16 protein-coding genes are annotated in these 20,443 nt (G+C 40.8%); 14 read left to right on the top strand and 2 right to left on the bottom strand.

The annotated features are described in order from the left end of the window. Positions 1 to 120: 120 nt before the first annotated feature. A complete protein-coding gene (locus tag PALPR_RS03160; RefSeq protein WP_013444168.1) occupies positions 121 to 2,583 on the bottom strand; it encodes a sodium-translocating pyrophosphatase in 2,463 nt (820 codons plus the stop codon). A gap of 397 nt (positions 2,584 to 2,980) precedes the next feature. Here PALPR_RS03160 and ruvX point away from each other — a divergent pair, with 397 nt between their 5' ends. Together ruvX and def are read left to right on the top strand one after the other, a co-directional pair. Next, positions 2,981 to 3,400 carry a Holliday junction resolvase RuvX gene (gene ruvX, locus PALPR_RS03155; protein ID WP_013444166.1) on the top strand — a complete coding sequence of 140 codons (420 nt, stop codon included), beginning with the start codon at positions 2,981 to 2,983 and terminating at the stop codon, positions 3,398 to 3,400. A 78-nt stretch (positions 3,401 to 3,478) separates the two neighbouring features. Beyond that, a complete protein-coding gene (gene def, locus PALPR_RS03150) occupies positions 3,479 to 4,030 on the top strand; it encodes a peptide deformylase (RefSeq protein ID WP_013444165.1) in 552 nt (183 codons plus the stop codon). Between the two features lie 78 nt (positions 4,031 to 4,108). On the opposite strand, the gene PALPR_RS03145 is transcribed toward def, so the two are convergent. After that, on the bottom strand, positions 4,109 to 5,398 hold the full coding sequence (locus PALPR_RS03145; protein ID WP_013444164.1) for a bifunctional folylpolyglutamate synthase/dihydrofolate synthase: 1,290 nt from the start codon (positions 5,396 to 5,398) through the stop codon (positions 4,109 to 4,111). Positions 5,399 to 5,555: 157 nt separating this feature from the next. Between PALPR_RS03145 and tilS the strand changes: the two genes are divergently transcribed. From tilS to PALPR_RS03090, 12 genes are all read left to right on the top strand, one after another. Continuing rightward, positions 5,556 to 6,881, top strand: coding sequence for a tRNA lysidine(34) synthetase TilS (gene tilS / locus PALPR_RS03140; protein WP_013444163.1), 1,326 nt, complete (start codon positions 5,556 to 5,558; stop codon positions 6,879 to 6,881). Positions 6,882 to 6,911: 30 nt separating this feature from the next. Next, a complete protein-coding gene (locus PALPR_RS03135; protein WP_013444162.1) occupies positions 6,912 to 7,385 on the top strand; it encodes a YdeI/OmpD-associated family protein in 474 nt (157 codons plus the stop codon). A gap of 165 nt (positions 7,386 to 7,550) precedes the next feature. Further along, positions 7,551 to 8,210 carry a ferredoxin--NADP reductase gene (locus tag PALPR_RS03130; protein ID WP_013444161.1) on the top strand — a complete coding sequence of 220 codons (660 nt, stop codon included), beginning with the start codon at positions 7,551 to 7,553 and terminating at the stop codon, positions 8,208 to 8,210. Between the two features lie 344 nt (positions 8,211 to 8,554). Continuing rightward, positions 8,555 to 9,607 (top strand): dual-specificity RNA methyltransferase RlmN, encoded by a 1,053-nt coding sequence (rlmN, locus tag PALPR_RS03125; RefSeq protein ID WP_013444160.1) that lies wholly within the window; start codon positions 8,555 to 8,557, stop codon positions 9,605 to 9,607. Between the two features lie 682 nt (positions 9,608 to 10,289). Beyond that, complete coding sequence (locus tag PALPR_RS03120) at positions 10,290 to 11,360, top strand: hypothetical protein (RefSeq protein WP_013444159.1); 1,071 nt, start codon at positions 10,290 to 10,292, stop codon at positions 11,358 to 11,360. A 254-nt stretch (positions 11,361 to 11,614) separates the two neighbouring features. Then, positions 11,615 to 12,175 carry a hypothetical protein gene (locus PALPR_RS03115; protein WP_148226418.1) on the top strand — a complete coding sequence of 187 codons (561 nt, stop codon included), beginning with the start codon at positions 11,615 to 11,617 and terminating at the stop codon, positions 12,173 to 12,175. Between the two features lie 144 nt (positions 12,176 to 12,319). Continuing rightward, positions 12,320 to 12,484, top strand: a complete 165-nt coding sequence (locus PALPR_RS15880; protein WP_013444157.1) for a hypothetical protein — start codon at positions 12,320 to 12,322, stop codon at positions 12,482 to 12,484. Between the two features lie 225 nt (positions 12,485 to 12,709). After that, positions 12,710 to 13,261, top strand: a complete 552-nt coding sequence (locus PALPR_RS03110; RefSeq protein WP_013444156.1) for a dihydrofolate reductase family protein — start codon at positions 12,710 to 12,712, stop codon at positions 13,259 to 13,261. Between the two features lie 200 nt (positions 13,262 to 13,461). Continuing rightward, positions 13,462 to 14,028 (top strand): dihydrofolate reductase family protein, encoded by a 567-nt coding sequence (locus tag PALPR_RS03105; protein WP_013444155.1) that lies wholly within the window; start codon positions 13,462 to 13,464, stop codon positions 14,026 to 14,028. Positions 14,029 to 14,301: 273 nt separating this feature from the next. Beyond that, positions 14,302 to 14,673 (top strand): DoxX family protein, encoded by a 372-nt coding sequence (locus PALPR_RS03100; RefSeq protein WP_013444154.1) that lies wholly within the window; start codon positions 14,302 to 14,304, stop codon positions 14,671 to 14,673. 536 nt (positions 14,674 to 15,209) lie between these two features. Then, on the top strand, positions 15,210 to 17,744 hold the full coding sequence (locus tag PALPR_RS03095; RefSeq protein ID WP_013444153.1) for a cellulase N-terminal Ig-like domain-containing protein: 2,535 nt from the start codon (positions 15,210 to 15,212) through the stop codon (positions 17,742 to 17,744). 197 nt (positions 17,745 to 17,941) lie between these two features. Beyond that, entirely contained in the window at positions 17,942 to 20,386 is a 2,445-nt protein-coding gene (locus PALPR_RS03090; RefSeq protein WP_013444152.1) for a helix-turn-helix domain-containing protein, read from the top strand. Positions 20,387 to 20,443: the final 57 nt, after the last annotated feature.

Here is a 20,443-nt window from a genome sequence, read left to right as displayed (position 1 = left end):
AACATATTCTGTGAAAAACCGAAGACATTGGATGTAAAAACACCATATAAGCCTGTATCAACAGAACTTATATGGTGTTTATTAAAACGTTAGTTTAAAACTAAGTTATCACTTTTATTACTACTCTTCTACTTTAATTCTCATTTTGTAGAACGAACGCCATGCAAAATACATGGATATTGCCAACAATATTCCGGCAGTGATAAAGTGTGCTAAGGTATAGTGTTTAACACCATCAGCACCAACAGTTGACATGTTAACTGCAATTTCTACTGCCAACAATCCAAATAAAGTAGAGAACTTGATAATAGGGTTAAGTGCTACTGAAGTAGTGTCTTTAAATGGATCGCCAACTGTATCGCCAATTACTGAAGCATCGTGCAACGGAGTATTCTTTTCTTGTAAATCTACTTCCACCAATTTCTTGGCATTATCCCATGCACCACCGGCATTGGCCATATAAAGCGCCTGGAACAAACCAAAGATAGCTATAGAAATAAGATACGCCACAAAGAAGTTGGGGTCAAACAGCGCAAAAGCCAATGTAGCTGTCATAAGGGTGATAAAGATATTCCACATACCGTTTTGAGCATATTGAGTACAGATTCTTACTACCTCAATAGAATCTTTTTCATCGGCTTGAGTTTTGTCAAGTTTCATGTGACGTTTAATATATTCAACTGCCCGATAAGCTCCTGTAGTAACTGCCTGAATCGATGCGCCTGAGAACCAGAACACCATGGCTCCACCGGTAATCAGTCCCAATAAAATAGGAGCCTGAGTCAACTCGAGACTCAACATGCCTACGCCTTTCAACAAAAGGATAATGGAGAAAATCATAGTCGTAGCACCGGCAACGGCTGTACCAATCAAAACCGGTTTTGCAGTAGCTTTAAATGTATTACCGGCTGAATCATTAGCTTCTAAGTAATGTTTACCTCTTTCAAAATCAGGAGTGAAACCAAAATATTTTTCAATTTCTGCACTAATATTGGGGATTTGCTCAATTTGAGATAGCTCAAATACGGATTGAGCATTATCGGTTACAGGTCCATAACTGTCGACAGCAATTGTTACAGGTCCCATACATAAGAAACCAAAAGCTACAAGACCAAAAGCAAAAATACTTTCGTATCCGCTCATGGCGTTTCCAATACCTAAATTCTGACTGATAAAATAACCTCCAGCCATCAAACCAACCATTAGAAGTCCCATCCAGTATGCAGCATAATTTCCGGAAACAATACCCGAAAGAATAGTCAATGACGGGCCGCCTTCGCGTGAAGCAGTTACAATTTCGTGAACGTGATCTGATTTTGAACTGGTGAACTTCTTGGTAAATTCAGGAATCAGAACGGCAGCCAATGTACCGAAGCTAATGATGGTAGCCAGATGCCACCACAAATGAGGAAGTAATTTTCCACCAACGGTGATATCGCCAATAAGAACATAACTCATACCAAAACTAATGGCAATACAAGAGATAGCAGCAATCCAGATGAGGCGGGTCAATGGTTTTTCAAAGTCGAAATCCAATGATTTACCATATTGTTTTTCGGAAATGGCATTGTTTACAAAATAGGATATCCCGGAGAAAATATCCATCAGGAAGCGCATACCGAAAATCCAAACAATCAGTTTAGCCTGAAGATCTACCTGATCGGCAGGAATAGCCAGCGTAATAAATGAAATCAAAGCAACACCGGTAACACCGTAAGTTTCAAAAGCATCGGCAGTAGGTCCAACACTGTCGCCTGCGTTATCGCCCGTACAGTCGGCAATTACACCCGGATTACGAGGGTCATCTTCTTTTACTTTGAATACAATTTTCATTAAGTCTGAACCAATATCAGCAATCTTGGTAAAGATCCCCCCGGCAATACGCAATACGGAAGCACCCAGCGATTCGCCAATGGCAAAACCCAGGAAGCAATATCCAACAATGCTGCGAGGTACAAAAAGTAAAATAATAATCATCATTACCAATTCAAGTGAGATTAAGAACAAACCCACAGAAATACCGGAACGTAACGGGATATTAACCACATCCCACGGACGTTTTTTCAATGAAGCGAAAGCAGTTCTGGCATTAGCATAAGTATTGATTCGGATTCCATACCATGCAACTGCGTACGAGCCGGCCATACCCACAATGGAGAATAAAAGCACTAAAATAACAACAACTGGTGTTGATAAAGCATCGGGTCCGGTCGCTTCGGCATTTGCCATTGATAAGTAATACACCATAGCCACCGCGATAATTCCAAATAGAATGGCCAGGAACTTACCTTGTTGCAACAGGTACGTGCGACAGGTTTTGTAAATGGTGCTGGCAACATCCAACATGGATTGGTGGGCAGGTAACGATTTTACTTGTTTGAACAAATACAAACTGATACTAAGTGTACCTACAATTACTAATGCACCGAAAAGTAACAGGTGCCAACCATCCATTCCTCCAAAATGAGGAAAAGTGGCATCATGTAAATCCGGAATTTTGAGATTTGCCTCTGAGGCAAATGCTTTGCCTGATGCAATTAATGCTACAAAAAGCAACATTGCGGTCCGTTTAAACTGTTTCATAATGATTATAAATGATTTGATAAAATAAATAATTAACCGAAAAAAATTGAAAAAAAATTCTCTCAAAATTACTAAACATTTTTTGCAAATCCATTTATTTTAAACAGAAAGATATGGTCATATTTATGTTTGATAGCAGGATTTGCTGACATTTTAATTTTATAGAGGTGTGTTGGAGAATAAATCGTAAATCGGTCTAATAAATGTGCATATTAAATGCATATTTATTGTTCGGGATAACGCGATTAGAATTTTTCATCCATTGACATTTCTTTTGTTTTAGGGCGTCCTGATTCCGGGTATTAGCACTTTCGGGTTGTAAAATAGTTTGTGAATCGATAAATATTCAACTTTTTTTGTCTAAAAGTTGTACCTTTGCAGGCTCAAACACAAAAGTATGGGAAGAATTCTGGCTATTGATTACGGACAAAAGCGTGTAGGGCTGGCAGTCACTGACATGTTGCATATCAGTGCCAATGGTCTTGACACGGTTTCGGCTCACGAGGTGCTGACATACCTGGAAAAATACATAGCCAAAGAGCCTGTCGAAAAATTTGTGATAGGGTTGCCTAAGCAAATGAACGGACAGGACTCAGACTCGATGCAGTACATACGCCCTTTTGCGACGGCACTTCAGCGAAAATTTCCTGAAATTGAACTTGTTTATGTTGATGAGCGTTTTACGTCTGTTTTAGCTCATAAAGCCATGCTCGAAGGTGGTTTAAAGAAAAAAGACCGACAGAATAAAGAGCTGGTAGATAAAATTTCGGCCACCATTATTCTGCAATCATATCTCGAATCAATATATAATTTATAATAAAGGAAGTTTCATTTATTATTGCCCGTTAATGCAGGGCTTTGATAACTTGCAGCTTGTAATTTTTCATAACACATAATGATATTACCTATTTACACTTACGGCAATGCTGTACTTCGCAAAGTGGCTGAGCCGATTAATGCTGATTATCCGGAATTAAACACGCTTATCGATAATATGTTTCAGACTATGTATCATGCCGAAGGCGTGGGTTTGGCAGCACCACAGGTAGGTTTGCCTATTCGTTTGCTGGTGATTGACTTAGCACCTTTTAAAGAAGATGATCCCGAATTGGGAGCATTCAAAATCACCATGATAAACCCTGAAATATTGGAACGCAGTGAAGAAGAAGTTTCGGGTGACGAAGGCTGTCTGAGCATCCCGGGAATACACGAAACCGTATCGCGGGCACAGTCCATCAAAATAACCTATCTGGATCCGGATTTTAAAGAGCATACTGATGTATTTGAAGGTTATAAGGCGCGTGTGGTTCAGCATGAATACGACCATCTGGAAGGTCATTTATTTACCGACCACGTTACACCAATACGCAGACAACTGCTAAAATCGAAGCTGACTAATATCGTAAAGGGAAAAGCCAGTTGCGGTTATAAAGTAAAAACGGCGTAACAGCTGAATAAGAGAAAAAGAAACAGGGTGAACAATGAAAAATATGTTCACCCTGTTTCTTTATATAATAATGTATACCTAAGCAAAATCTGTTTCCGCCAGTGCTTCGCCCACCACAAAGTTGCTGCCTCCGATAAATAGAAAGTCCTCTTTTCCGGCTTGGGTTATGGCTGCATTAACCGCTTGTTTCACTGTGTTGTATGCATTGCCTTCTAAACCGTAGCTTTTAGCTTTATCCTTTAACTCGGCAGCATCGAGAGCGCGTATAATATTGGCTTGGGTAAAGTAATAAACAGCTTCGCGGGGCAATAAAGCCAATACCGACGAAATATCTTTGTCGTTGACCATGCCTATCACTATGCGCAGGGTGTTATACGTCTGTTTTTTAATCTGTTCCGTTACATAGCGAATGCCACCCACATTGTGTCCCGTGTCGGCTACGATGGTGGGATGCTGCCGTAGAACCTGCCAGCGCCCCTTTAGTCCGGTAGTTTCGGTAACCCTTTCAAGCCCTTGTTTCAGAGCTGCTTCGTCGATTAAAATACCTCGGGAGTTTAATTGTTGCACAGCAGTAAGCACGGTGGCTATGTTGCTGAGCTGATACAGTCCGCATAAGTCTACCGTAAACCGTCGATGGTCGGAAGTTTGTACGCGCATTTTTCCATCCGCATCGTCAATAAATGATACGCTGACAGTTTCCTGCGCAAAACAGAGCGGTGCGTTTTCTTCTAACGCTCTGGCAGTGAATACCGGGCGGGTTTCGGGTAGAGCCTCGCCAATCACCACCGGTGTGTGGGGTTTAATGATTCCGGCCTTCTCAAACGCAATCTTTTCCAATGTATCTCCCAGAAATCCTACATGATCGAAACTAATGTTGGTAATTACCGACAATTCGGGTTGTATGATGTTGGTACTGTCGAGCCGGCCACCCAAGCCTACTTCAATTACGGCAATATCTACTTGTTTATCTGCAAAATAATCAAAAGCCAATGCCATAGTGGCTTCGAAGAACGAAGGTTCAATCTCGCCGAATAAATTCTGATGTTTTTCTACAAAATCCACAACATATTGCTGCTCTATCATGTTACCATTGACACGGATACGCTCACCGAACTCAACCAAATGCGGCGAGGTGTATAAACCCACCTTGTAGCCCGCATGTTGCAGCACGGATGCCAGCATGTGAGACACGGAACCTTTGCCGTTGGTGCCGGCAATGTGAATGGTACGGTAGCGGGTATGCGGATTGTCGAGTGCATTCATCAGCCGGATGGTATTGTCCAGTCCGGGTTTGTAGGCTGCACTGCCAATGTGGTGAAACACCGGAAGACGATCGTACAGATATTGTATGGTTTGAGCGTAATTCATAATCGGAATGCAATATAATCTCGGTTCATCATCGGTCTAAAACAGGGCGATAAATTCGATAAGCGTTTTCTTTTGCTGATTTTCTGTTTCTGCGAAAAATGAATACCTTTGTCTATGCCATTTTTCAGGTACAAAGATACTTTAATTGGAACATTTTATGCAACAAAAAGTACAATCTTATATTGAACGACAACAATTGCTGAACCCGAAAGCACGGGTAATTGTTGGGGTGAGCGGTGGAACAGATTCGGTTGTGCTGTTGCATATACTGCATGTGCTGGGGTACGAGTGTGTGGTGGCGCATTGCAACTTTCATTTGAGAATGGAAGAATCCGACCGCGACGAGGAGTTTGTTCGTGCGTTGTCTAAAACGATGAAGTTACCCTTCTATAGCATTGATTTTGATACCGTAAGCTATGCCGATAGACACGGAATTTCGATAGAAATGGCTGCCCGCGACTTACGCTACGAGTGGTTTCATGATTTGCTGAAAAAACTTGATGCAGAAGCCATCGCTGTGGCGCATCATGCCGACGACAGCATTGAAACTATGCTGATGAATCTGGTTCGTGGAACGGGACTGCGCGGACTTTCGGGCATCCGCCCGCGGAACAAAAAAGTGATCCGCCCCCTACTCTGCTGCAACCGTCAGGAACTGGAAAACTACCTGATACGCTACGATCTGGAACACGTGGAAGATTCTACCAACGCTTCGGTAGATTACCAGCGCAATAAGTTCAGAAACGAAGTACTTCCGTTGCTCGAAGAGATTAATCCATCGCTGCGACAAACTCTCTACGAATCGCTGAAACGCTTTGAAGGTACCACGGCCATTTACGCGCAGGCCATTGATACGATACGGGAGAAAATAGCCGAAACAGCGGACGGACTGACAAAACTGAACATCGACATTATTAAACAGCAGGTGCATATACCTACCGTGATGTACGAAATACTGCATCCGTTTGGCTTTAGCGGAGCAACGATAGAGCAGGTAACCGAGAATCTGGATGCCGTATCGGGTAAAACTTTTTATTCGGACACACACCGACTGATAAAAGACAGAAAATACCTTATTATCAGCCCGAAGGATGATGACACGGTGGATGAGTATTACATCACACAACCCGACGCAGTAATAGATCAACCCTTCGGCCTGGAACTGAAAACCCTGAAGCTAACCCCGGACTTCAGTATTTCCAGGTCGGCAAAGCGCGTGCATATCGATGCTTCGAAGCTGGCTTTCCCGCTGCAACTGCGCAGATGGCGCGAAGGCGATGTGTTCTACCCTTTCGGCATGAAACAGCGAAAGAAAGTAAGCGATTTTTTTATTGACAACAAACTAAGCCTGCTGGAAAAGGAACAAAGCTGGTTGCTGGTGTCGGGCAATGACATCGTGTGGATAGTGGGGCAACGGCTCGATGACAGGTTTAGAATAACTGGGGAAACGACCGAGGTAGTGGAACTTAGTATTAATAATTAATGTTCAATTGTCAATTATTAGTGATTAATTATGAACAATGAATTGCCTCAAAAACCACTGGTAGATCAGGACTATGTGCTGCAGAAATATCCCGGCAAAGGCGGTTGGACATTTGCGGCTATACCTCAAATACAGCAGGACAAGCATGCATGGTTTGGCTGGGTGAAGGTGCGTGGCAGCATTGACGGATACGAAATAGCCAATTACCACCTGATGCCTATGGGTAACGGTACGTTGTTTCTGCCGGTGAAAGCCGAAATAAGAAAGAAAATAGGCAAACAGGAAGGAGACAGCGTGCACGTCGTGCTGTATTCCGAAGAGTTGCCCACTGTGGCAGCCGATGATTTTATGCTGTGCCTGCAAGATGACCCCGTGGCATGTGAAAACTACCGCAAACTATCGGCCGAAGAACAGAAAAGCATAACCGACTGGATATATGCTGCCCGCAGAGATGACCAGAAAGTGGAGCGTATAGCGCAAGCGCTGGATAAACTTTCTAATTGAAAATGAAAGATGAAAAATGAAGAATTGATAATTTACCATTAATCATTATCAATTATCAATTATCAATTATCAATTATCCATTATCCTGAACAATCATTCCTTTTACTTGTTTAGTTTTCAGTTTTTGAAAAATCATTATCCACTGAATATCTCACTAAACGTATTGTGTCAAATTCCCGTACGCTATTTCCCAAGAAAGTAACATCGCTGACTCAGGTTGCCGATGATGTTTATGTTTTGTCGTTTGCACGCGATGTTGAATTCCGGGCAGGACAAGTGGTTGCTATAGATTTAGAACCCTATGGTGAGCCGCGCCTGTACAGCATAGCCGGAGGCGAGCGCGACGCTGAAATTGAAATCCTGTTCGACGAAAGACCCGAAGGCAGGCTTACTCCCAAGCTTTCGCGGCTCAGGAAGGGCGACACGGTGTTTGTGTCGGAGCCCTTTGGAACGTTTCGGTGCGACGACCGTGAAGCGGTGTGGATAGCCGCTGGTACGGGAGTAGCTCCTTTTGTGTCGATGGTGCGCTCGGGGGCAGGACAAGGCAAAACGCTGATACAGGGTGGACGAAGGGATGAAAACTTTTATTATTCGGCAGTGTTGGAGGCGGTTTTGGAGGACAGGTATGTGCGTTGCTGCTCGCAGCAGACAGATACGCGCTACTACCGTGGACGACTTACCGCTTGGCTCAACAACCAGACGCATCTGCGGACTGATGTGAAGTATTACTTGTGCGGAAGCGCCGAAATGGTGGTGGAAGTGCGTGATATTCTGATACGGAAAGGGGTGGCGTTCGGGAATATTGTTTCGGAAACTTATTTTTGAGATAAAAGGTTTGCTAAAAGATTATTTCTTGCCACGAGTTGCAAGAAGTATTGAGATATACATATTTGATTCTCGGATTCCTGAAAGGAATCAATGTGAATAGCCGCCGGTAAAACCGGTGGATTAGAATCTCATAAACTACTAGAACCCTGAAAGGGTTCAATAATATCAAACTATAGTATCGTTCAACCCGCTTCGGGGTTGGAGATAGTAGGTTGTCTACAGCCCCCAATTTCATTGGGGGTTATGCACATTTAACTCCTTCGGAGTTGGGGAATTCTATGTGACGAAGCATATCAACAACAATAACAAAAAAACAGTAAACTCAATTAACTCACACAAATATGGAAACTCATTTGCCTAAAAATCTATTCGGACTTACGTTGCCGCAGTTGAAAGCGGAAGTGCTGGCGTTGGGGTTGCCGGCTTTTACGGCATCGCAGTTGGCCGACTGGATGTACAAAAAGCGTGTAACCGATATAGGCTCTATGACCAACCTGTCCAAACAGGCGCGCGAAAAACTACAACAGGCATACAGTCTGCATCTGGTGCCGTCCGTAAGTGTGCAGACTTCAACCGATGGTACCAAAAAGTACCTCTATCCAACCCGCCCACAGAAGTTTATAGAAGCCGCCTACATACCCGATAAGGACCGTGCCACGCTGTGTGTCTCCACCCAGATAGGATGCAAGATGGGTTGCCTGTTTTGCATGACGGGCAAGCAGGGCTTTCAGGGCAACCTGACGACGGGCGAAATTCTGAACCAGATGCAATCGTTGCCCGAGTTCGATAAGCTCACCAATATAGTGTATATGGGCATGGGCGAACCGCTGGACAATGTACAGGCGGTGATGGACAGCATAGAGGTGATGACTTCGCCCTGGGGTTACGACTGGAGCCCGAAACGCATAACGGTGTCCACCATAGGCATTATACCCGCCATGATGACTTTTCTGGAAAACAGCAAAGCCCATCTGGCCGTGAGCCTGCACTCACCGTTCGACGACGAGCGCCGCGACATTATGCCCATTCAAAGCGTGTATCCCATTACCGAAGTTGTGAGCAATATACGTCGCTGGGAGCTGGGTAGCCAACGCCGTGTGTCGTTCGAATACATTATGTTTAAAGGAGTAAACGATACGCCCCGCCATGCCAACGAGCTGGTACGCCTGCTGAACGGTATAAAATGCCGCATCAACCTTATCCGCTTCCATCCCATCCCCGACACACCGTTGGAAGGCACAGCCCTCGAAGATATTGTAGACTTTCAAAACCGACTGAAAGCCAAAGGACTTACTGTTACCATCAGAGCGTCGCGCGGCGAAGATATATTTGCAGCCTGTGGTATGCTCTCTACCAAAGAACTGATAAAGAAACAAACCGAAACCGATTTCTAGCATCGGACAATAGCTCTTACACCATCGTATAAGAGCTATTGCACTACCGTATAAGACCTCTGAGAGTACCGTACAATACCTTTTACACCATCGTATAAGACCTCTGACACCACCGTATAAGAGCTATTGCACCACCGTATAAGACCTCTGAGAGTACCGTACAAGAGCTATTACCCCACCGTATAAGACCTCTGACAGTACCGTATAAGAGCTCTGACAGTACCGTACAAGAGCTATTACACCATCGTATAAGACCTCTCACACCACCTGATAAGACCTCGTGCACCACCTGATAATACCTCTTACACCACATGATAAGACCTCGTACACCACCTGATAATACCTCGTGCACTATATGATAATACCTCTTACACCATATGATAATACCTCGTGCACCACCTGATAAAAGCTCTTACACCATCTGTTACAGATCGTTGAGTAAAATAAAGTGAACTACCTGTTGTTAATTATAAAAATAGTTCTTATCTTTGGATTTTTAAAAATAAAGCACAATATATCAGGTATACAGTTTCGCCGATTGAAGTGTTAGAAAAAGTCACAAAACTATATAATGCAAAATTACAGACAATTAACTGTACAATAAACAAAAACTAAAGTTTATATAAGGTCACCTATGTGCCGATATAAATTGTTAGTGGCAGTTTAAGAAAAATGACAAGCGATGGATTTAATTGAATTTAAAAATATTGAAATATTTGAAATTAATGGATCATCAAAAATAAAATTTGAAGGGTTATACTCGCCCATTGAATTGGCAAGAGAATTCACAAAAAGATGGATACCTTATTACGAATGTCATAAATGCGGAAAGGGAGATTATTGCAAATTTGCAATTCCGTATTTTGGTGATAATTATTATAAACAAGATATACAGTGTGGAGTAGCTAAAAAAGCATTAGAGAATTACATACTGAGAACTTTTCATGTTTTAAATAATGCAAACAAACAAAAGCAACAAAATTACGTAGACAGTGCATTTTATTTTTTTAAGTACATTTATTTAAGTGAGCAACTTAATGGATTATTCATTAACGATGACAAACTTGAATATTTGGGGAAGTATTCAATTTCGCTTTTAACTGAGATACTTTCTCTTAGAGATGTTTTAAATAAATTTGGAAAAGATTTCAAGATGTTTTCGGAATTATACAATGGACAAAGTCTTTTATTAGTTGAAGGCAAAAGTGAATTAAAATTTATTGAGTATTTAGGAGGAGATGATATATTATCAAATAGCTTTACGTTTATAGTTGAAAGTTATAATGGAAAAGGGAATAAATTACCAAAAAGAATTGAAATGTTGATTGAAGATTATCAAACAAAAGGATATTCTATTTATATTCAAGGAGATGAAGATGGGGATGGCGATGGTTCAGGATATGACAAATTTAAATACTACGTAGATAAAGGTACTATTTCTAAAAAGAATATTTTTCAATTTAAATATGACTTTGAATCATCCATTCCTATAGAAATTCTGTTTCACATTTTACAAGAGTTGGGTTATTTAAAAGACAACTCACTCGATGATCTCATTAAACTTCCCAAGAATAAATCTATAAATACCATTTTGAAAGAAAAATTTGATATTGATACAGAAAAAAATAAATTAAAGACTCAAATTGCAAAAAAGATAGGAAATATTATTTTCAACTCAACGTATAAAGAAACTGAGAAATATAACGAATTTGAATTATTTAAATTCACTCGATTTCTTGACAGAATAAAATAAAAAAAACTGCTGCTAACATACTCTTAATTAGAATTTTGAAAGTCGAGGTTGATTCTGGTGGTTTTGCTCCTGCCTTCTGCAGGCAAGTCCGTAACCAGTCACTACCAACGGGAGTTAGGGGCAAGCATAGAAAAAAGGTATAGAAGTTTTGAACACTCTTTATTTGGGAAATAGAAATATAAAACAAAGACGAAATTATCATTAAGAACTTGATTTGAGAAAGAAAAACAGTGACTAATCACATGAACATAGAAATGGAACATATAGAAAATGAGAAAATTATAATACTAAACAAACCATTTGACAAACAGTCGTTTATTAGAAGTTCTGAAATAATAATGGAAATAAACGCCAAACTCATTAGAAAAGAACATGTCAGAACACTAATTTTAGCATTGACGTTTATAATAATTGGTATTTTCTTTAATCGAATTGGTATTAACAGTACTTTTCTTTTTGTTATATCCGCTCTTCTCGTTTTCTTAGTGATTGTCGTATATTTCAATTTAAAACGTATAAAAAAAGAGTTTCAAATGAAAACTCAAGCATTGTGCGAGAAATATGAATCGATTGATTTTAAATCGAATTATGAAATTGATAAAGATGGAATGTCATATAGCGATAATGATAAGGATATAAAATACAAATGGAAAGACTTTAAATGCTGCTATCTTTATAAAAATCATCTTATTCTATTTGACTACAAATTATTAAAGGCATATTATGCATTTGAAAATAATGAATCATTTTCAGACAATTATAAGATACTTCTGAATTTAGTTCAGACAAATTTTAAAATAAAAAGAATTCATTAATTGAACAGCTTATAAAACAATAGAAACGACTATAAACATCAAGTCCAGCCGCTAACACGCGTCTTTGTTCATTGGCTGGCTGACGTGCATTCCGGCATTGACTAAAAATATATTTACGACTAAAAACTTAAAAATATATCAAATATGAAAAGAAAAACATTAATACTTTTTTCTATAGCAGCAATTCTTTGGATTATTGGTTCGTTATTGATTTATAAAAAAGGAGAAATAAACGTATCCATTATTTCCTCCGGAATCATAATTTTAGTTGGATTTATCTCACAGATTAAAAAGAGAAAAACAGCTTGACGAGAAGACGATCATCTTACCCTTGTTTGGCGTAGTTTGGCGGCATTGAGTTTGGCGAAGTCTCCAGATTTCGTTGTGCTAAAAGCAAGGCTCTTGCCTTGCATATCAAAAATGTAATATGGAAAGCAAAAGCTTTCCTTCTAACTTTGACATAGCGGGACGCTATGCCAAACATCGGAAGATGGAGTATTTACGCTATTGGAGACAGATAACTAAAATTACAGCATGAGAAAAGTAATTGCAGCGTTCAATATGACACTTGACGGTGTTTGCGATCATACAACCGGCATAGCTAGTGAAGATTTACATCAACATTATTCTGACCTACTTGATAATACAGGAGTTGTTTTGTATGGACGGACAACTTACGAACTTATGCAGTTCTGGAAAACAGTATTGGAAAATCCTTCTGGTGAAAAATCAATGGACGACTTTGCAATTTTAATAGACAGAATTCCAAAACTTGTTTTTTCCAACACACTGAAGGAAACAAACTGGAATAGTGCAAAACTTTCAGATAGCCCACTTAACGATAAAGTTTTTGAACTCAAACAGCAATCGGGAAAGGATATTTTGGTAGGAAGTCGGAGTTTGATTATTCAACTCTTAAACAGTAATCTAATTGACGAATTTCAAATTTGTGTACACCCTATCATTGAAGGGAAAGGCCTAAGACTGTTTGACCAAATAAAAGACAGAATCATGTTGAAACTCATTAAGACAAAAACACTCGACTCCGGTGCAACTGTATTTTATTATGAGCCGATACGAGAATAAATAAGAACCGCCAACACATCTACTATTAATGCGGGCAGGAACCAAAGCTTTTGCAAAAATCCACAAACAGAGTATCTATGGGCATGGGCTAACTGACGTGCATTCCGGCAGTTTTGCTCCTGCCTATCTCCTCCCCAATTCCGGATTCAGAACAAAAAATAATTTTTAGTTGTTTCATTTCAAAATAATATATTTATGAAATGAGAAAGCTGATATTCTTTATGCATACATCGCTTGATGGCTTTGTGGCAGGACTAAATGGAGAAATGAACTGGATAAAAGTGGATGAAGCTATTTTTGACTTTGTAGGCACCATGACCGACCGGGCTGACACCGCTCTATACGGACGTGTAACTTACGAAATGATGGAGAGCTATTGGCCAACTGCGGCTGATAAACCAACTGCCACGAAACACGATATTGAACACTCCCAATGGTATAATAATGTGTCAAAGATTGTTTTGTCAAGGACAATTAAAGAAACCGGACTGCATAATACAAGAGTCTTCGGCGAAAATATCGCGGAAAACATCAATAGAATAAAACAGCAGGATGGAAAGAATATAATCATTTTTGGAAGTCCATCGGCATCAAACTCGTTGTTGAAAATGGGTGTGGTTGATGAATTCTGGATTTTTGTAAATCCTGTTTTGTTAGGTCAGGGTGTACCATTGTTTAAGGATATAACTGAAACTGTTCTGTTGACTCTGGTAGAAACCAGAACGTTTGATAACGGCGTAATAGCGCTTCATTACGCAAAATTATAAATGAAATACTATCACAACAGGCAATTTAAGTAGTTACTAATATTTAATGATATATTTTATCACAGTAGAACACATAGAAATCAATTGAGAGAAAAAGACTTAGGTCACATAGTAAGAGTATCTCACGATACTCTTGCTCAGTCTGAAATTATCCCGTATTCGGGATAGTACTATGTGTTCTTAGTCCTTATATCTCCGATTTAAAACTAATGTGAACTATGTGACAAAAAAACATACCAACAATAATTATCATTTACTTAAAAACTATAGAATATGAAAAAAGAAAAAGTATTTTTTTGGACAGCGACAATATTTATCGCTTTATTTGAAGGTTTGATGCCGGCATTGACCTGGCAATCGGAATTGGCAAAAGAAGGAATCAGACATCTGGGATATCCCGAATACTTCGGAAATGCATTGGTGGTTTGTAAAGTACTGGGCGTACTGGCACTGATTATTCCGCTGGTTCCCAAACGGGTAAAAGAATGGGCTTATGCAGGGTTTGCGTTTGATTTTATCTTTGCCACTATCAGCCACGGAGCTGTTGACGGAATCAACGGACAGACTTTTTTCCCCCTGATTATATTGGGAATACTGGCAGTTTCATATATTTACTACCACAAGTTAAACGCTGAGACTAAGTAAATCCGCATTGTATCTATAAAATAGCATAGTTTTCTGATTGGGGTTTTACCCCAAACCCCACTTCATTTTTTAGCTTGAACCAAAAAACGAAGCAAAAAAGTTCAAGACTTTGTCCGCTTTACTCGAAAAACTGACGGTCGGAAAGCTAAAATACCCAAACTCCTCCCTACGGTCGTCAAACAGTGGGTATTTTTACGCTTCCCTTCCTTGTTTTTCGGCTCACCGGACAAGGTCAATCCCCGCGTCAAGTTGGATGAAATCTATATGCTCTCCTAATAAAGTAGGATTAATCAACTAAATCCACTACAGTTAAAATAGCAATTTACGCAACTTTCAAATGAAAACCCTGATGATATTAAAATATCTCTCCTGTTTAGGGCATGCATGATTAGTTCAAAAGATTATATATGGATATTAATGATTATATTTGTCAGGGCTTTACAGACTGTCAAGGTTAGCTCTGAGTTCCGGTAAGCGGAACTACACCGGAAGCTGAATCTAAAATCACACAATACATATATTAATCTTTTATCAGCATGAGAAAATCAACATTTTTATCAGCTGCTATGCTACTACTGCCTGTATTCAACTCTGTTTCGGGTCAGGAATTGAAACTCAATGATCTCGACTATTTCGAGACACAAGGAGTCAATGTTTTAGCATACAGCAACATTTTTAGTGGAGGCTTTAACGATGAGAAGAATGCCGGCATCGAATTGATCCACCACGGTGTAAGAACAGCACAAGGCGGTGCAATAAGGCTTTCCAACACTCCCGAGCAGTGGGACTTGGTCCCGGCCGTATCCAACCGTAAGGTTGACAAAGCCGCTAACTCTATAGAGGTTTCGCTACGGTACAAAGATTTCGACTTTGATTCGCGCGTAGTGGTTACTGCCAAAGGTAAAGCTGTAGAAATCGCAGTTTACCTTGATAAACCGGTTCCGAAATCTCTCGAAGGTAAAGCCGGATTTAATCTGGAATTTCTACCCTCGCAATACTGGGCTAAGACTTATTTAATGGATGGACGCTTCAATCGTTTTCCCCGTTATGCGGTAAGTAACACTACAACAAAGCCTAACAGTGAGAAAATTAAGCAATACAAAGGGTATGTAACTGCCGATGACAGAGGTACCGGCAAATTTGTCGATCCGCTTCCGCTGGAAACAGGTCATACTTTACTGCTGGCTCCCGATGAACCCGGTCGTTTGGTGAAAATCACTTCGTCGGATGCTGATCTTATGCTTTTCGACGGCCGCATGCTGGCGCAAAACGGATGGTATGTAGTTCGTAGTTTACTTCCGGCAGGTAAGACCGGTAAGGTTTTGAGTTGGATCGTTGAACCTAATGCCATCAAGGGTTGGATACGCGAACCGAATATTGGTTTATCGCAGGTGGGTTACATTCCAGCGCAACCCAAAGTATCGGTTATCGAACTCGATAAGAACGATAAACCGCTTGCAAAGGCATCGTTGTATAAAATAGACGAAAAAGGAACTGCTTCTGAGGTGTTTAGCGGCAATGTGGTATCGTGGGGTAACTATTATAAATACCACTATGTGAAGTTCGATTTTTCGTCCGTAAAGACTCCGGGCATCTACTATATTCAGTATGGCAACACTAAAACCAATAATTTCTTAATTGACAACAGTGTTTATAACTGGATAACCGATGCTACCAGCGATGTGTGGATTCCGATACACATGGATCATATGTATGTAAAAGAAGGTTACAGGGTATGGCATGGCGAACCTTTTAAGGATGGTTATCTGCAGGCTCCGCCTAACACCGATCACTTCGACCTTCACTCTCAGGGTCCTACTACCGACACCAAGTATAAAGCGCTGGAACTGATTCCCGGATTAAACGTAGGCGGCTTTTTCGATGCAGGCGATTTTGATATCGAAACAGGATCGAACATTAGCGTTGTGGAAAATTTTGTACAAACATGGGAATATTTCAAACCCATGCGCGATGAGACTTTCGTAGATGAGCAACACCGTTATGTCGATCTTCATCGTCCGGATGGAACGCCTGACGTGTTGCAGTTTATTGAGCACGGAACATTGAACTTGGTTGCTCAGGCAGAAAAAATTGGGCACATGGCACAAACGCTTTCTAATTCTGTACTTGATAACTACCATCATTTGGGCGATGCAGCTTCATTAACAGACAACCTTCCTTATAATCCGAACCTTGGTCCTTACGAAATAGCCAAGGACGGTCGCTCGAGTGGTGTGAAGGATGATATGTGGGCATTTACAAGCCGGAATCCACAGCTCGATCTTCAGGCTGCAACGATGTTTGCCGCGGCAAGTCGTGCTTTGAAAGGGTATAACGACGATTTGTCGGTAAGAGCGTTGGAGCAGTCGAAAAGATTGCAAAAAGAAGCGACTGAATTATTAGCCAAACAGCCGAACAATACTACGCGCAGAGGAGGTTTCGGATCGGCGGATGTTGCCACCAATCTTCAGCTGTATATTGCAACCGGTGAGAAACAATACATTGATAAATTTCAGGAACTTTTATGGCCTGCGCTTGATCGTGGCGTAACGTTCGGTCTGCTCACTGCATTGGATGCTATTCCACACATGGATGCAGCCTACAAAGAAAAGCTACTCCCCTACGTTGTAAAGTACAACGAATACATCAAAGGACTTGAAAAACAAAATCCTTACGGAGTACCTATCGGTTTGGGCAACTGGGCCGGCAATGGAGCTTTATTGAGCTTTGGAACCACCGTTTGCTTTGCTAACAAATATTTCCCTGATATTGTAGATAGCAGCAATATCTACAAAGTATCCAACTGGTTGTTTGGTTGCCATCCGTACCACAACTATTCGTTTGTGGCAACAGTGGGTGCTACGCGTCCTAAAGCCGTTTTTTATGGTAACAACCGGGCAGATTTCTCTGCTATTCCGGGCAATGTAGCTCCGGGGGTATTATTCAGAAATCCTGACCACTTCGAAAACTACGACGACTGGCCATTTTTGTGGGGAGAAAATGAAGGCACCATTGCCGGAAATACCAGTTATTTAATCTTCGGGTCGGTTTTCAAAAATCTGGCAAAATAAATAGTTTATAAAAAAAGGAAAGCAATTGCTTTCCTTTTTTAATATCACTCAATCTATAGCTTTATAATTTAGATGAATAAGATATTCTCGTTTCCGAAATTACAACCGGAAACGATAATATTCCATCTTGAAAACGAATTATTTCTGATATGTTTTATCTATTTTTGCAAAAGTAAAACGATCCTGAATATATCTCTATGGAAAATACCTCTCCTTATTATCAACTTGCTCATGATTTTGCTTTGTTTACCAATCGTTCCATATTTCTGACAGGGAAAGCCGGAACCGGAAAAACGACCTTCCTGCACAATCTGAAAAAAGAAACTCAAAAACAAATAGCGGTAGTGGCTCCCACGGGTGTTGCCGCCATCAATGCGGGTGGAACTACCATGCACTCGTTTTTTCAGCTGCCTTTCACACCTTTTATTCCTACTCCCGAAGGACGCCGAAACCTGATAGAGAAGATGAAAATGCAGGGAAACAGACGTAAGGTGTTGCAAGAGCTGGAACTGCTAGTTATCGATGAAATAAGTATGGTGCGGGCCGATGTACTCGATTCGGTAGATACCATACTGCGCCATGTGCGATACCGCAATAATGAACCTTTCGGAGGTGTTCAGGTGATATTTATTGGCGATATGTTTCAACTTTCGCCCGTTGCATCGGACGATGAATGGCGCATGCTGAGTCAGTATTATTCTAGTCCGTATTTTTTCCACAGTCAGGCCATCATGCAGCAGCAACCGGTTTACATCGAACTTGACAAAATTTTCCGTCAGACGAATGCCGATTTTATCAGAATACTGAATGAGGTTCGAAACAACTGCTTGACCGACACCAGTCTGAAGTTACTTCAGAGCCGTTATAATCCGTTGTTTGTACCACCTGCCGATGATACTTACATAACGCTGACTACGCACAATTACAAAGCCGATCAGATAAACGCCGAAGAACTAAGCAAGATAAAAGGCAGAATCTATACTCTCGAAGCCACCATCGAAGGCGAATATCCGGACAAAAGCTATCCTACAGAAAAAGCGCTGGAACTAAAGATTGGTGCCAAAGTGATGTTTCTGAAGAACGATACGGAAACACCCCGACGCTTTTTTAATGGAAAAATCGGAGTGGTAGAGAGCGTGAGCGATGATTTTATTGAAATAAAATGCCCTGATGATGTTGATAGCATTGAGCTGAAAAAAGCAGTATGGGAAAACATTCGTTACAGCACCAATCCCGTCACCAAGCAAATAGAAGAACATGAACTGGGCAAATTTATCCAATATCCCCTCCGACTGGCGTGGGCTATCACCATTCACAAAAGTCAGGGATTGACATTTGACAAAGCTGTAATCGATGCCGGAGCTGCTTTTGCATCGGGTCAGGTATACGTGGCGCTCAGTCGTTGTCGGTCGTTGGAAGGCATGGTGTTACTCAGCAAGATAAACCCGAACAGCATACAGAATGATCGTCAGATAGTAGAGCACGAACGGAATAAACTGCCGGTTGAAGATCTTGAAATACAGCTTAATGCATCCAGAAATATGTATCGGAACTTTATCCTGATGCAGCTTTTTGATTTTAAAAATGCGTTGGGGCAAATCTCGCGATTAATTGCCGAAACTTCCGAGGTCAAATCTTCATTTAATGACGAAACGATGGATTACCTCAATGATTTGCTTCGTCAGACGCAAGGATTACAGGAAGTAGCTCTGAAGTTTCAAAACCAGCTGGTGACAATCATGGATCAATATCCGGTGGACGAAGAACATTTGCAGAGTCGCATTACGGCTGCCATAGGTTTTTTCATTCCGAAAATGAATAATCTGCAGGAAACCCTGCGTCAATCGCCTGCGGTTACAGACAGCAAGCTGCATGCTGCCGATTACAATGATGGGATTCAGATGGTTTTCTCCAATATCGCTCAAAAAAGCTATTTACAGAAAGGTTTGAAGATGCGGTTTACGGTAGAAGATTATTTTACACTGAAGAATACATTTATTTTGCCTGAATTTAGCGTAAATACCTATGCTAAAACCAGTTCAAAACAAAAGCTCACTACGCGACAACCGGAGTTATACCGAAAGTTAATGCTACTTCGCAATCATATTTGTGAACCGAATGATTTACCCATTTACCTGGTGGCCGGAAGTCAGACGCTAAATGAAATGTCGGATTATCTGCCTCAAAACGAAAAAGATTTACTTCGGATAAACGGCTTTGGACCTGCCAAAGTAGAGAAATATGGCAAGGCTTTTTTGGATGTAATTCTCTCCTACTGTAAAGAAAACAATCTTTCGTCGCTAATGGACGAAAAGGAAAAGACGAAGGAGAAAAAAGAGAAAAAACCGGTGGGTGAAACTATGCGTATGTCTCTGGCAATGTACAAGGACGGCAAAACAATTGACGAAATAGCTTTTACCCGCAATTTAAATAAAACCACCATTGTAGGTCATTTGGAAAAATACGTTATCACAGGCGAACTGGATATAAATGACTTTATTACAGCCGAAAAACGCGAGAAAGCCTCGGAACTCATTCGCAAAGGCGCTGAAACCGGTTCTATCTACGAAATGCTGAATGTATTTCTGGATTACACCGAGGTGAAAATGTTTATGGCCTGGCTAAAGAGTGGAAAGAAATAACTTTTTTCCTATCTTTGGCATTTGAAATTTATCTGACAATAACCTATTCACAAATAC

This window comes from Paludibacter propionicigenes WB4 (genome assembly GCF_000183135.1).
Lineage (GTDB): Bacteria > Bacteroidota > Bacteroidia > Bacteroidales > Paludibacteraceae > Paludibacter > Paludibacter propionicigenes.
Note: the sequence above shows the minus strand (reverse complement) of the source record. Positions and strands in the feature narration are given on the sequence as shown.